Source organism: Bradyrhizobium cosmicum, assembly GCF_007290395.2.
Lineage (GTDB): Bacteria > Pseudomonadota > Alphaproteobacteria > Rhizobiales > Xanthobacteraceae > Bradyrhizobium > Bradyrhizobium cosmicum.
In genome coordinates, this window is the sequence record NZ_CP041656.2 from 1,604,242 (window position 1) to 1,618,178 (window position 13,937).

General features: G+C 64.6%; 11 protein-coding genes. 8 read left to right on the plus strand and 3 right to left on the minus strand.

What is annotated here, in order from left to right; translation table 11 throughout:
* The first annotated feature begins 138 nt into the window (after positions 1-138).
* Together FNV92_RS07525 and FNV92_RS07530 are read left to right on the plus strand one after the other, a co-directional pair.
* Entirely contained in the window at positions 139-1,083 is a 945-nt protein-coding gene (locus FNV92_RS07525; protein ID WP_168213316.1) for a LacI family DNA-binding transcriptional regulator, read from the plus strand.
* Between the two features lie 35 nt (positions 1,084-1,118).
* Positions 1,119-3,269: an ADP-ribosylglycohydrolase family protein gene (locus FNV92_RS07530; RefSeq protein WP_143841502.1), complete on the plus strand. Its 2,151-nt coding sequence runs from the start codon at positions 1,119-1,121 to the stop codon at positions 3,267-3,269.
* A gap of 74 nt (positions 3,270-3,343) precedes the next feature.
* On the opposite strand, the gene FNV92_RS07535 is transcribed toward FNV92_RS07530, so the two are convergent.
* Genes FNV92_RS07535 through FNV92_RS07545 form a run of 3 tightly spaced genes read right to left on the minus strand, consistent with a single transcriptional unit; the run spans position 3,344 to position 7,116 of the window.
* Entirely contained in the window at positions 3,344-4,138 is a 795-nt protein-coding gene (locus tag FNV92_RS07535; RefSeq protein ID WP_143841501.1) for an IclR family transcriptional regulator, read from the minus strand.
* 22 nt (positions 4,139-4,160) lie between these two features.
* Positions 4,161-5,894, minus strand: a complete 1,734-nt coding sequence (locus tag FNV92_RS07540) for an FAD-dependent oxidoreductase (RefSeq protein WP_143841500.1) — start codon at positions 5,892-5,894, stop codon at positions 4,161-4,163.
* Between the two features lie 7 nt (positions 5,895-5,901).
* The gene (locus tag FNV92_RS07545; protein WP_143841499.1) at positions 5,902-7,116 is read right to left on the minus strand and encodes an ABC transporter substrate-binding protein; all 1,215 of its coding nucleotides are present in this window, start codon (positions 7,114-7,116) and stop codon (positions 5,902-5,904) included.
* A gap of 362 nt (positions 7,117-7,478) precedes the next feature.
* Between FNV92_RS07545 and FNV92_RS07550 the strand changes: the two genes are divergently transcribed.
* The 6 genes from FNV92_RS07550 (at position 7,479) to FNV92_RS07575 (ending at position 13,936) form a co-directional block, all read left to right on the plus strand.
* A complete protein-coding gene (locus FNV92_RS07550; RefSeq protein WP_143841497.1) occupies positions 7,479-8,780 on the plus strand; it encodes an MFS transporter in 1,302 nt (433 codons plus the stop codon).
* Positions 8,781-9,105: 325 nt separating this feature from the next.
* The gene (locus FNV92_RS07555) at positions 9,106-10,455 is read left to right on the plus strand and encodes an ABC transporter substrate-binding protein (RefSeq protein ID WP_143841496.1); all 1,350 of its coding nucleotides are present in this window, start codon (positions 9,106-9,108) and stop codon (positions 10,453-10,455) included.
* Between the two features lie 81 nt (positions 10,456-10,536).
* A complete protein-coding gene (locus tag FNV92_RS07560; protein WP_143841495.1) occupies positions 10,537-11,421 on the plus strand; it encodes an ABC transporter permease in 885 nt (294 codons plus the stop codon).
* Entirely contained in the window at positions 11,418-12,308 is an 891-nt protein-coding gene (locus FNV92_RS07565; protein ID WP_143841494.1) for an ABC transporter permease, read from the plus strand. Before FNV92_RS07560 ends, FNV92_RS07565 begins: the two co-directional genes overlap by 4 nt.
* 9 nt (positions 12,309-12,317) lie before the next feature.
* Positions 12,318-13,424: an ABC transporter ATP-binding protein gene (locus tag FNV92_RS07570; protein WP_143841493.1), complete on the plus strand. Its 1,107-nt coding sequence runs from the start codon at positions 12,318-12,320 to the stop codon at positions 13,422-13,424.
* A gap of 20 nt (positions 13,425-13,444) precedes the next feature.
* A complete protein-coding gene (locus tag FNV92_RS07575) occupies positions 13,445-13,936 on the plus strand; it encodes a (2Fe-2S)-binding protein (protein ID WP_186355496.1) in 492 nt (163 codons plus the stop codon).
* The last annotated feature ends 1 nt before the right edge of the window (position 13,937 follow it).

The following is a 13,937-nucleotide window of genomic DNA, read 5'->3' on the forward strand; positions in this document are numbered from 1 at the left end:
CCTTAGTAATACGTATAACTAGGCCGGATGGCGACGTCAACAACGAGGACGACGCGGGGGAAGAGGGCCGCCAGACCTGCGCCGGCCCGCCCCACGCAGAAGGATATCGCGCTCGCGGCCGGCGTTTCGCAGGCTGCGGTGTCGCTCGTCCTTAACAAGACGGAGACGCCGTCCGTCCCGCCCGAGACACGCACGCGCATCCTCAAGGTCGCGCAGGAGCTCGGCTACCAGCCGAACCATCCGGCGCGCATGCTGCGCAGCGCGCGGACCATGACCTTTGCGTGCGTCATCCCCGACATCACCAACCCGTTCTATCCGGGCCTTGTACGCGGGCTGCAGACGGTCGCGGCGCCAGCCGGCTATGACGTCCTGATCTTCGATACCGATGGCCGGCCGGACGGCGAAGCACGCGCGATCGACTGGCTGTTGCAAGGACGCGCCGACGGCGTCGTCGCGACGTTCTTTCATCTGCGCGTGCCGCAGCTCGCCGTGCTCGCACGCAAGGGCATTCCGCTGGTGCGGCTGGAAAGCCAGCACAAGCCGGACGGGCCGCTCGCGATCGACAGCGTCTATATCGACAACGCGGAAGCCGCCGCCGAGATGACTCGGTTTTTGATCGCGCGCGGGCATCGGCGCATCGCCATGATCCAGGCCGAATTCGGTCCGAGTCAGCGGCGCGCACAGGGTTACAGCGCGGTGATGCGGGAGGCTGGGCTATCGCCCGATTTCATCACCGACAGCGCATACTCTGAAGAATCAGGTGCGCGTGCGATGAGACGTCTGCTCGAACGAAAGGGCTATCGCCCGACTGCCGTGTTCGGTGCGAGCGACGTGCTGGCGCTTGGCGCGATGGAGGCGGCACGTAGCGCCGGTCTGTCAATTCCGAATGACATCGCAATCGCCGGCTTCGATGACATCCCGGTCGCAAAACTGCTCGGGCTCACCACGGTACGGCAGCCGGAGTTTGATCTCGGCGCGCTCGCCGCGGAGACGTTGGTCAAGCGGTTGCAGCCGGGCGGGCTCGAGGCGCCGGGCAGGAGCCATGAGCTGAAATTCGAGATCATGAAGCGCTCATCGGTCTGACCGGCGAGCCAAAAATTGGATATGGGAGTAAACAGGTGACGGCTATTCCTCATGACTACGCGGAGCGCGTCTATGCCGGCGTGCTCGGCAAGATCATCGGCGTCTATCTCGGCCGGCCTTTCGAGGGCTGGACCTATGAGCGCATCATGAAGGAGCTCGGGCCGATCAACTACTATGTCAACGAACGCCGCGACGTCGCCTTGCGCTCGCATCATCTCGTCGTCACCGACGACGACGTCTCCGGCACGTTTGCGTTTCCGCGCGCACTGGCGGACAACGGCTATCCCAAGCGGCTCACCTCGAAGCAGATCGGGCAAGCCTGGCTGAATTATATCGTCGAGGAGCGTGCCATCCTGTGGTGGGGCGGCATCGGCAACTCCACCGAGCACACCGCCTATCTTCGGCTGAAGTCCGGCATTCCCGCGCCGCAGAGCGGTTCGATCGAGCTGAACGGCACCACGGTGGCCGAGCAGATCGGCGCGCAGATCTTCATCGACGGCTGGGCGATGGTGAGCCCGGGCAATCCCGAGCAGGCCGCCTATCTCGCCGAGCAGGCCGGGCGCGTCAGCCACGACGGCGAATCCGTGCATGCCGCAAAGCTGCTTGCGGCGATGGAAGCGCAAGCCTTCGTCGAGCGTGACGTGCAGAAGCTGATCGACGTCGGCCTCGGTTTCGTGCCGAAGGATTCGCTGATCCGGCGCGTCGTCAACGACGTTCGCGACTGGCATGCCGGCGACAACAGCAATGACTGGGAGCGCACCCGTGCGCTGATCGCCGGGCGCTATGGCTACGACAAATTCCTCGGCAACTGCCATGTCGTCCCCAACCACGCGCTGATCATTCTGGCTGCGCTCTATGGCGAGAACAGCTTTCAGGAAGCGATGCGGATCGCCAACACGGCCGGCTGGGATACGGACTGCAACGCCGGCAACGTCGGCTGCCTGTTCGGCATCCGCACTGGATTGGCCGGCCTCGACGCCGGACCGGATTTCCGCACGCCGATCGCCGACCGCATGTACGTCTCGACCGCCGACGGCGGGGCCGCGATCACCGATGCTGTGATCGAGACGCAGTCGCTGGTCGCAGCGGGACTGATGCTCGCGGGCGCGCCCGCCCTGGCCGTCGCCAAGAATGGCGCGCGTTTCAACTTCAATTTTCCGGGCAGCCTGCAGGGCTTCCATGCCAAGGGCGGAGCGCCGGCCCGCCTGCACGAGGTGCAACTCAGCAACGTCACCGGTCACAGCCGCAATGGCGCGCGCAGCCTTGCGATCGACTTCCGCCGCCTCGCGCCCGGCCGCGTCGCACGCGTCGCCAGCCCCACCTTCTTCGACAAGGAGGTGTTCACGATGCCAACCTATCAGCTGGTGTCCTGCCCGACGCTGTATTCCGGGCAGCGCGTCGAGTGCCGGTTGGAGTCGGAAACGGACAGCGGCACCGTCGCAGTGCGCCTCTTCGCGAGCGTCTATGACGAGCGCGACGAACTGGTCCATATCTATGGCGATGCGCAGGACCTCGCGGGCGGCTGCGAGGCCGTGCTGAGCTGGCAGGTACCGGAGACAGGCGCCTATCCGATCTTCGAGATCGGCGTCGAGATCGTGACGCAGGATCCTCTAGGCGTCGATGGCACGCTCTATCTAGACTACCTCACCTGGAGCGGCGCGGCCGACACCGTGCTGAAGCGGCCGGACGACAATCTCAGCACAATGTGGAAGCACGCCTGGGTCAACAATGTCAGCCAGTTCCAGACCCGGTGGGAAGGCCTGCGCGCCACCAATGGCGATGGGCTTGGTTTCGTCGCGCAGGGCACGCGCGACTGGAAGGATTATCGGGTGACCTCGGAGATCATGCCGCTGCTGGCGAACGCCTGGGGCCTCGCCGCGCGCGTGCAGGGACGTGAGCGCTATTATGCCCTGATGTTCGATCGCGCCGAGGGCGGGCGCGTGCGGCTGGTCAAGCGCGTGCACGACGAGATCGTGCTGGCCGGCGAGCGGTTCGCCTGGGAGCTCGATCGCAAATACAAGGTCGAGCTGCGTGTGGCCGGCACCGGCATCGAAGCCTATGTGGACGGCAAGAAGCTGTTCAGCGTGCACGATAGTGGCGATCTGCCGCTGACCGGCGGTGCGATCGCGCTCGTCGTCGACAGCGGATCGATCTCCGCGGAAGAGGTGAGGGTGTCGCCGCTGTAGCCGCGCAGTGCTGCTCTCTCACCTCTCCCGCTTGCGGGAGAGGTCGCGCACCGCGCAATCGACCCTGGCGGCAATCACTCCGCCGCGATCGTCATGCCGTAGCCGAGCCGCTTCGAGATGCCGCCGGCGCAGTCGCGCAGGGCATGGGCGATCGGGCTGTCCCAGCGGGCGTCGAACGTGCCTTCCGGTCCCATCGCGGTGATCACCAGCGCGACATGGCCGGCATGGTCGAACACAGGCGCGGAGAATGCGTTGACGCCAGGCAGGGGATCGCCGAGCGCGCGGGCGAGGCCGTGCTTGCGGACCTCGGCCAGCATCTCGGCGACTTTCGCGCCTTTCACCGCGCGCTTCGGATTGTAGCCGACGCCCTGGCGATCGAGGCCGCTTTCGAGTGCGGCGTTGATCGTCTTCTCCGGCAGGAAGGCCGCGAAGGCGCGGCCGGTCGCGGTCTCCAGCAACGCCATCACCGAGCCGGCGCGCATCACGATGTGCATGGGCTGGCCGGGCTCCTCCAGCTGTACCACGGTCGGGCCATGCGTGCCCCAGACTGCCAGCGAGACCGCATGTCCGATCTGGCTCGCGAGCGCGGCGATCTTGGGCTGCGCGATGCGCACGCCTGAGAGCCGGCGCAGGCTGATCAGGCCGAGCTCCAGCGCCAGCACGCCGATCTCGTAGCGGCCGGTGGTCTCGTCCTGCTCGATCAGCCCGATGCGGGAGAAGCTGGCGAGATAAGGATGTGCCTTGGCCGGTGTCATGCCGGCCTCGCGGGCGAGATCGCGCAGCATCATCGGCTCGCCGCTCCTGGCGAGCGCGCGGAGCAATTCTCCGCCGACCTCGATCGACTGGATGCCGCGGCTCTCTCTCTTCATGCGCCTCCTGGCGTGGGCTGGCTTACGCCGCGTCGCGCTTGGCGGCGCTGTCGGCGAGATGACGGCCGGCAATGTAGCCGAAGGTCAGCGCCGGCCCAAGCGTGATGCCGGCCCCGGGATAATTGCCGCCCATGATGCTCGCCATGTCGTTGCCGGCGGCATAGAGCCCGGGAATCACCCGGCCCTCGGCGTCCAGCGCGCGCGCATTCTCGTCGGTGACGATGCCGGCATAGGTGCCGAGATCGCCGATCACCATCTTGATGGCGTAGAACGGGCCGTTCTCCAGCGGCGCGATGCAGGGATTCGGACCGTGCATGGCGTCGCCCTGGTAGCGGTTGTAGGCCTTCGAGCCCTTGCCGAAGGCGGCGTCGTGTCCCAGCGGCGCGGTCGCGTTGAACTGTTTGACGGTCTCGGTGAATGCCGTCGCATCGATGCCGGCCTTCGCCGCCAGCGCCTCCAGCGTGTCGCCGCGCATGAGGTAGCCGGTATCGAGGTGATGACCTAGCGGCATCGGGAACGGCGGCACGCAGCCTAGGCCATATTTGCGCAGCGTCTTGTGATCGCAGACGAGATAGGCCGCGATCTCCTCGCCGGGCTTTGCGGCCTTGATCATGGCCTGGACGAAGTCGTGGTAGGAATTGCCCTCATTGGCAAAGCGCTTGCCGTCGCGCATCACCGCGATCACGCCCGGTTTGGCGCGGTCGATGAAATGCGGCATCACGCCCTTTGAACCGTCCTTGCGCGTGGTCAGCGACACCGGCACCCACGCCGCCGCGTTCGGCAGCCGATTCTCGACGTGTCCGCCGGCGCTCTCCGCCAGGCGCAGGCCGTCGCCGGTATTGCCGGTCGGTCCCGGGGAGAAATGCTCAACGCCGGTCGGTGCGTGTGGAAACATCTTCTTGCGCCGCTCGACATCATGCGGAAAGCCGCCGCAGGCGAGCACGACGCCCGCGCGCGCACGGATGCGGACCTCACGGCCTTCGCGCGATACGATCGCGCCGGTCACTGCGCCGTTCTCGACCGTCAGCTCGCGCACGGGCGAGGACAGCCACATCGGAATCTTCAGGTCCTGGGCGGATTTGGCGAGGCGTCCCGCCAGCGCGTTGCCGTTGGTGAGCGTCATGCCGCGGCCATAGCGCAGCACATCCATCAAATGGCGCGACAGCCGCTTGGCGACATAGACCGCCGAATTCAGCGACTTCGTCACGCGCATGAAGTGGATGATCTCCTTGCCACTTCCGAGCATCATGCCGAACACGGTGAGCTCGGGCAGCGGCATGCCGAGCGTCTTGATCTGATCGCCGAGCTCGCGGCCGTCGAACGGCCGCGTCACCATGGAGCGGCCGCCCTGTGTGCCGCCGGGTGCTTCGGCGTGATAGTCCGGAAACACCAGCGGCATGTCGAAGCGCAGCGCGGTCTTGCTGGTGAAGAAATCCACCGCCTCGGGGCCGGCACTCAGGAATGCGTCGACCCGCGCGGCGTCGAAATTGTTGCCGGCTTCGTGGCGCAGATAGGTGCGGGCCTGCTCGGGCCCTTCCTCGATGCCGTAGGCCTTCGCCAGCGAGGTGCCGGGAATCCACAGCCAGCCGCCGGAGCGCGCGGTGGTGCCGCCGAAGCGCGGCTCCTTCTCGACGATCAGCACGTCGAGGCCGCGATAGCGCGCGGTGATCGCGGCCGACATGCCGGAGCAGCCCGATCCGGCCACGAGCACGTCGCACTCGTATGTTTCGCTTGCGTCGTGCGCGTTGCCGGTCATGTCAACCTCACTTCTTCAGCAGCGGACATTTGGATTCGGAGACCGGGCGGAAGGCGTCCTCGCCCTTCACGGTCTTGACGATCTCAAGATAATCCCAGGGCTCCTTGGACTGCTCGGGCGTCTTCACCTTGGCCAGATACATGTCGCGGATGACGCGGCCGTCTTCGCGCAAGCGTCCGCCATGGACGAAGACGTCCTCGATCGGCAGCTCGCGCATCTTGGCCATCACCTTGGCGGGATCGTCGGTGCCGGCGGCCTTGATGCCCTTGAGATAATGCAGCACCGAGCCGTAGACGCCGGTCTGGATCATGGTCGGCATCACCTTGGTGCGCTCGTAGAACTTCTTCGACCAGGCGCGCGTCGCCTCGTCCATGTTCCAGTACGACGCCGTGGTCATGTAGGTGCCCTGCGCGGCCTTCAGGCCGATCGCGTGCACGTCGGTGTCGAACATCAAGAGGCCGACCAGCTTCTGGCCGCCCTGGACGAGACCGAACTCGCCGGACTGCTTGATCGCGTTATCGGTGTCCTGGCCGGCATTGGCGAAGGCGACGACGTCGGATTTCGAGCTCTGCGCCTGCAGTGCGAAGGAGGAGAAGTCAGCCGTGTTGGTCGGATGCTTCACGCCGCCGAGCACCTTGCCGCCCATCTCGTTGATGAAGCGCGTGGCGTCCTTCTCGAGCTGCTGGCCGAAGGCATAGTCCGCGGTGATGAAGTACCAGGACTTGCCGCCTTCCTTGATCACGGCGGAGGCGGTCACCTTTGACAGGGCATAGGTGTCGTAGGTGAAGTGCACGGTGTTCGGGCTGCACAGCTCGTCGGTCAGCGAGCTCGCGCCGGGGCCGGAGAGCAGCGCAATCTTGTTGCGCTCGCGCACCATGTTGTGGATGGCGATCGCGATGCCGGAATTGGGGATGTCGACGACCGCGTCGACCTTGCCGTTGTCGAACCAGCCGCGGGCAATCTGCACGCCGACGTCGGTCTTCATCTGGTGGTCGGCGCTGATGATCTCGATCGGCTTGCCCAGCACGGTCGGCCCGAATTCCTCCACCGCCATCTTGGCGGCCTCGACCGAGCCCGGCCCGCTGTTGTCGCGACCCCAGCTCGACAGATCCGTCAGCACGCCGATCCGCACAGCGTCGTCGGACACTTGCGCGGTCGCGGCTGAAGTCATTGCAGCCGAAGTCATGGCCGCGAACATGGCGCAGGCCAGAAGCCCTCTCATTGTCGTTCCCTCTCTTTTATGGGCCGCTCGGGGCGGCCGGTTGTTCTGACGGTAAATTAGATATTGGCGAATGAGTTTGTCAATGGCGAATAATGCGAAAGGGAGCGTTCCTCCCTTGCGATCCGAGGATGCGGGGCGCAACCGTCCCAGCACCGTCATTGCGAGCGCAGCGAAGCAATCCAGACTGTCTCTACCGAGGCAGTCTGGATTGCTTCGTCGCAAGTGCTCCTCGCAATGACGGGTGTCGAAGCGGCGGGGCGCCAAATCTCGTGGAGTTCTCCTGTGAGAGACAACACCTCCACAGATTGCAACCGTCATGACGATTATCCATGATGCATCCGGAATCTTTTGGGGCACAGGGAATGACGGCAGCAACGGGCGTCTCCGCAAGCGCGGAGAAATCGGCGACGGCGCATGTGGTGTGGGCGAGCGCGCTCGGCACCGCGATCGAATGGTACGATTTCCTGATCTACGGCACGGCGGCCGCGCTGGTGCTGAACAAGCTGTTCTTCCCGAGCTTCGATCCTTTCGTCGGCACGCTGGCGGCGTTCTCCACCTATGCCGTCGGCTTCGTCGCGCGGCCGATCGGCGGCGCGATCATCGGGCATTACGGCGACCGGCTCGGCCGCAAGAAGATGCTGGTCGCGACCATGATCGCGATGGGGCTCGGCACCTTCCTGATCGGCTGCCTGCCGACCTACAGCCAGATCGGCGTCTGGGCGCCGATCCTGCTCATCGTGCTGCGCTTCGTCCAGGGCATCGGGCTTGGCGGCGAATGGAGCGGCGCGGTGGTCATGGTGATCGAGCACTCCGGCAACCGGCGCGGCTTCTACGGCAGCCTGGTGCAGATCGGCTTTCCGGTCGGCGTCGCCGCGTCGACGGGCATCTTCGCGCTCATGACGAAATTGCCCGAGGCGGATTTCCTGAGCTGGGGCTGGCGTGTGCCGTTCCTGATCAGCATCCTGCTCGTCGGCGTCGGCTTCATCGTGCGGCTGAAGCTCGCGGAGACGCCGCATTTCAAGGAAGTGGTCGAGCGCAGGGAAGTGCTGGCGCAGCCGGCGCTGGAGGTGCTCCGCCGCGACTGGCGCAGCTTCCTGCTCGCGATCGGCATCACGGTGTCGGAAGTGGGGCTTGCCTATCTCCTCACCGTTTTCACCGTGGTCTATGCCACGACCAAGCTGGGCCTGCCGCGCCAGGTGATCCTGGATGCGGTGGTCTATGCCGCGCTCGTCGAGTTCGCGACGCTGCCGCTCGCCGGCTGGCTCTCCGACATCTTCGGACGCAAGGCGCTGTATCTCGCCGGCGGCGTGTTCTCAGTGGCGCTGGCGTTTCCGCTGTTCTGGTTCCTCGATACAAAAGAACCGGCGCTGATCATTTTCGCGCTGGTCGTCACGATGACGCTGACGCATGCGCTGCTGTTCGGGCCGAAGGCGGCGTTCATGCCGGAACTGTTCCGCACCCAGGTGCGCTATAGCGGCGCATCGCTGGGCGCCAATGTCGCGGCCGCGCTGAGCGGCGGCTTCTCGCCGCTGATCGCAACCGCGCTGCTGGCATGGGCCGGTTCGTACTGGCCTGTGTCGGTCTACATCATCGCGCTCTCGATCATCACGATCATCGCGACGCTGAAGGCGCCGGAGACGGCGCACGCCGCGCTGAAATCCTGAGATCGGAAGGGCGCGCTGCTTCGTCGCGGGCGCGCGCCGCGCACAAGCTTGCGGCAATCCGCATCATGATCTTGATCACGCCTGCCGCGTGAGTGGGCCTGCGCGGGCCTGCGCGCCGCCTTGCATACACGTTCTGACGCCTTCTTATGCGTTGCTGCCAAAACCGAATGCAGCGCCGCGAACCATTAGCCGCGTTTATACGGCGGATTTTTACTTCCAATTTTACTTCGCAAAATCTCGCCCCTAGCCTCGCGGGCAATTGATCACATCGCAGCCGGTCAATGGCGACCGGGGCGAACGTTCATCGTAACCAACGAGGGTTGCCATGTCTGATGGGGCTAAGGGGACGTCCACTTTCGATCCGGCGGGAACGAAAGTGACGACGACGAAAAAATTGAGCCGGCGCACGCTGTTGAAGGGTGCGGCAGCCGTTGCGGGCGCAGCTGTCGGATCGGATGCGATCCGCGGTTTCCCGACCATCTGGGCGCAGGAGATCAAGGATATCGAGCTGCGCCATGTCGGCGTCTCCTACTCGGTGGTGAAGGCGATCGGTGACCAGGCGGCCAAGGATCTCGGCTTCAAGGTGACGATGCAGAACCTCGACACCTCCGCCGCCATCAACCGCTTCATAAGCCAGCCTAATACGGTCGACATCGCCGACCTCGAGGGCTGGCAGGCCAAGCTCGCCGCCAAGCGCTCCGTCATCCAGGGCATCGAAGTCAAGAAGATCAAGGAGTTCGACAACATCCTGCCGATCTTCACCAAGGGCGAGATCGACGGCCACAAGATCCCGCGCCAGGGCATCTCGCCCTATGAAGCGATGTACATATCCAAGCCCGACTCCACCGATCTGCACGACGGCGTCACCGAATGGGCGACCTTCCTGCCGCAGGTCTACAACGCCGACTCCATCGGCTATCGGCCCGACCTCGTCGGCCATGAAGTGACCGAGTGGAAGGATCTGATCGATCCGAAGTTCAAGGGCAAGGCCGCGATCCTCGACGTGCCCGCGATCGGCATCATGGACGCTGCGCTCTGCTTCGAGAGCGCCGGCCTGATCAAGTACGGCAACAAGGGCAACATGACCAAGGAGGAGATCGACTTCACCTGCAACAAGCTGATCGAGCTGAAGAAGCAGGGCCAGTTCCGCGCGACCTGGACCACCTTCGACCAGTCGGTGCAGTTGATGGCCGCAGGCGAAGTGGTGATCCAGTCGATGTGGTCGCCCGCGGTTGCGGCGGTGCGCGTGAAGGAAATCCCCTGCGTCTACGCGCCGGTCAACGTCAAGAACGGCAAGGAAGGCTATCGCGGCTGGTGCAACGGCATGGGCCTGATGAAGCACCTCTCCGGCAAGAAGCTGGATGCCGCCTACGAATATCTCAATTGGTATCTGTCTGGCTGGCAGGGCGGCTTCGTCGGCCGCTACGGCTACTACAGTCCGGTGCCGTCGACGGCCAAGAAATTCCTCACCGCTGCGGAGTGGGATTTCTGGTACGACGGCAAGCCGGCGCCTGCGGTGATCAACGATCCCTACGGCGTGCCGATGGAGAAGGCCGGCACCAAGCGCGACGGCGGTTCGTTCCTCGATCGCGTCAAGAACATCTCGTGCTGGAACACGCTGATGGACGAAGCCGCCTACATGAACAAGCGCTGGAACGACTTCAAGGTGGCGTGAAACCTGCTTTCCCTGACGTTGCGAAGCACCGGCGCCGTCACGCGCCGGTGCGAGAAGACCGACTTCGAGGCGTTTGCCGATATGCAGCCAAGTCCAGCTCAAACTCCACCACGCGCCAATCTCACCGGCTGGCTCTATGTCTCGCCGCTGGTGCTGGTGCTCGTGCCGTTCTTCGTGGCGCCGATCCTGGTCGTGCTGGCGGCGAGCTTCTTCACCACTGACGGCTTTGGCGGACTGACGCCCGACTTCACGCTGGCGAGCTACGTCGATGTGCTGCATTCGGCGCTGACGCTGAAGCTGTATCTGGCGACCATCAAGTTCACCGTGTTGACCTGGGTCTTCACCCTGATCATCGGCTTCTTCGTCGCCTACTTCCTGGTGTTCCACGTCCGTAACCAGCTGCTCGCGATCGGCCTGTTCCTGCTGTGCACCGTGCCGTTCTGGACCTCCAACATCATCCGGATGATTTCCTGGATTCCGCTGCTTGGCAAGGAAGGCCTGATCAACCAGGCGCTGCTGGGAACGGGCGTGATCCGTCAGCCGCTCGAAGTGCTGTTGTTCTCTGATCTCGCGGTCGTCATCGCCTATGTGCACCAGCTCACGATCTTCATGATCGTGCCGATCTTCAACTCGATGGCCCGGATCGACAAGAAGCTGATCGAGGCTGCGATCGACGCCGGCGCCAGCCGTTTCGATATCATGCGCCTGGTCGTGGTGCCGATGTCCAAGAGCGGCATCGCGCTCGGCACCATCTTCGTGGTCTCGATCGTGATGGGCGATTTCTTCGTGGTTAAGGTGATGTCCGGCGGCGGCTCGGCCTCGGTGGTCAGCGCCTTCTACGAGGACGTCGGCGTGCTGCAATATCCGACCGCCGCCGCTAGCGCCGTGTTGCTGACGCTGGTGCTGGTCGCGATCGTGTCGCTGATCCTGCGCACCGTCGATATCCGGCAGGAGATCACGCGATGAGCGCGGTGGCTGCCGACATGCCCGAAACGGTCGCGCCTGCGACGACCAAGGCGATCGCGCCGAGCAAGGGTGGACGTCCCTGGACGTTCTACGTGCTGGCGACGCTGTTCGGCCTCTACGTCATCGCGCTCTACGGCCCGATGTTCTGCATCTACGTCCTGTCGTTCCAGGACATCCGCGGCGGCCTGGTGTTCCCGATGAAGGGCCACTCGCTGCACTGGTTCGTCGACCTCTTCACGCAAGTGCGGACCGGCGACGTCAAGGGCTCGTTCGACCGTTCGATCAAGCTCGCTGTCATCGTCACTGTCATCACCGTGGTGGTCTCGTTCCTGGCCGGTCTCGGTTTCCGCAAACGATTTCGCGGCGACACTTTCGTCTTCTACATGATGATTGGCAGCTTGGTGGCACCCGGCCTCGTGCTCGGTCTCGGGACGGGACTTCTGTTCCAGGCGCTCGGGCTCAATGCGAGCTGGTACACCTCGGCACTCGGCGCCCAGCTGTCCTGGACGCTTCCGTTCGGCGTGCTGGTGATGTTCGCGGTGATGTCGCGCTTCAACCACGTCTGGGAGGAGGCGGCCTATGATCTCGGTGCCAGCCGCTGGCAGTCGATCTGGTTGGTCATGATCCCGGTGCTCGCGCCCGGCCTCGTCGCGGTCGCGCTGTTCGGGTTCACGCTATCCTATGACGAATTCGCGCGCAGCCTGCAGACGGCGGGCTCGCTGAACACGCTACCGCTCGAAATCTGGAGCATGACGCTGAATGTCACCTCGCCGTCGCTCTACGCGCTCGGCACGGTGACGACCATTGTCTCCTTCGTCGTGATCGGCGCGAGCCTGGGCAGCATCGTGCTGATCCAGAAGAAGCGCGGCAGCAGTGCAAAGGGCTGAGCTGGAATTATGAAGAGCGATCGCGGCGATATCGAACTGGCAGGCGTCTGCAAGAGCTTTGACGGCATCACCAATGTGGTCGACGGCGTCAATTTGAAGATCGCCGACGGCGCCTATTGCTGCTTCATCGGCCCCTCCGGCTGCGGCAAGACCACGATCCTGCGCATGATCGCCGGCCATGAGGACCCCACTGCGGGCGAGATCGTGATCGGCGGCCAGAACGTCGTCGGGCTCGCGCCAGTGCAGCGCCGGACCGCGATGATGTTCCAGTCGTACGCGCTGTTCCCGCATCTCACCGTGCGCGACAATATCGCCTTCGCGCTACGCGTGCGCGGCATGTCCAAGGCCGACCGGTTGCGGGCGGCCGATGCCATGATCGAGAAGGTCCGGCTGACGCAATTCGCCGACCGGCTGCCGGCGCAGCTGTCCGGCGGCCAGCAGCAGCGCGTGGCGCTGGCACGGGCCGCGATCACCGAGCCGCGGGTGCTGCTGCTCGACGAGCCGCTGTCGGCGCTCGACGAGCAGCTCCGCGTCCAGATGCGCCAGGAGCTCCGCCGGATGCAGCAGGAGCTCGGTATCACTTTCATCCATGTCACCCACACCCAGCTCGAGGCGATCGCGCTGGCCGACCTCGTGGTGGTGATGGAGCAAGGCAAGATCAAGCAGGCGGGCGCTGCGCGCGATGTCTACGCCCATCCGCACGATCGCTACGTCGCCGAATTCATGGGCGGCCAGAACGTGCTGTCGGGACGGGTTGAAAAGGTCAACGGCGCGAGCTTCACGCTCGCGCAGGCCGCTCCCTCCGGCATCGAAGTGCCGCTGCAGGCGCGCGCGAATGTCAGCGTCGGTGACAAGGTCGACATTGCCGTCCGCCGCGACGATGTTGCGCTGGTGCGTCCAGGCAAGGAGTTGCCGCCGGGCTACACGACCTCGCTGCCGAGCCGCGTGCTCGCGATCGAATACCAGGGCTACTTCGTCAAGGTCATGCTCGACACCGTGCCGGACGACGAGTTCGTGGCCTATGTGCCGGAAAAAACTTTCTTTGCAGATCCATTCACCGTCGGCGATGTCGTGATGGCCACATGGGCTACCGGCAGCGCGTTGCCTCTCGCCTAAGACCCGTCGCGCACAGGAGTATGACCGTGCAGATATCCTTTACACTCAACGGCCGGCCAACCACTGTCGATGTCGAGCCGGCGACGATCGTCGCCGAGCTGCTGCGCGAGCAGCTCAACCTCACCGGCACGCATATCGGATGCGATACCAGCCAGTGCGGCGCCTGCGTGGTGCATCTGGACGGTCTTCCCGTGAAGAGCTGCACGCTGCTCGCACCCGCGCTCGACGGCGCGACGCTGCTCACCATCGAAGGCCTGCAGGGCGCGCCCGGTTCGAACCAGATGCATCCGATGCAGGAGGCGTTCCGTGAGCATCACGGTCTGCAATGCGGCTTCTGCACACCCGGCATGTTGATGACCGCGGTCGCGCTCGCCGCTGAGAAGCCGGACCTGACGGAGGCCGACGTCCGTCACGGCCTCGAAGGCAATATCTGCCGCTGTACCGGCTACCAGAACATCGTCGTCTCGGTCTTGGCCGGCGCTGCCGCCATGAACGCCGCCAAGGGAGAGTGAC

Bases quoted from the DNA above. Each gene is read 5' to 3' on its own strand.
- FNV92_RS07535 (WP_143841501.1), bottom strand. From the start codon at position 4,138: ATGAAGAGAGAGAGCCGCGGCATCCAGTCGATCGAGGTCGGCGGAGAA.
- FNV92_RS07540 (WP_143841500.1), bottom strand. From the start codon at position 5,894: ATGACCGGCAACGCGCACGACGCAAGCGAAACATACGAGTGCGACGTG.
- FNV92_RS07545 (WP_143841499.1), bottom strand. From the start codon at position 7,116: ATGAGAGGGCTTCTGGCCTGCGCCATGTTCGCGGCCATGACTTCGGCT.
- FNV92_RS07550 (WP_143841497.1), top strand. From the start codon at position 7,479: ATGACGGCAGCAACGGGCGTCTCCGCAAGCGCGGAGAAATCGGCGACG.
- FNV92_RS07555 (WP_143841496.1), top strand. From the start codon at position 9,106: ATGTCTGATGGGGCTAAGGGGACGTCCACTTTCGATCCGGCGGGAACG.
- FNV92_RS07560 (WP_143841495.1), top strand. From the start codon at position 10,537: ATGCAGCCAAGTCCAGCTCAAACTCCACCACGCGCCAATCTCACCGGC.
- FNV92_RS07565 (WP_143841494.1), top strand. From the start codon at position 11,418: ATGAGCGCGGTGGCTGCCGACATGCCCGAAACGGTCGCGCCTGCGACG.
- FNV92_RS07570 (WP_143841493.1), top strand. From the start codon at position 12,318: ATGAAGAGCGATCGCGGCGATATCGAACTGGCAGGCGTCTGCAAGAGC.
- FNV92_RS07575 (WP_186355496.1), top strand. From the start codon at position 13,445: ATGACCGTGCAGATATCCTTTACACTCAACGGCCGGCCAACCACTGTC.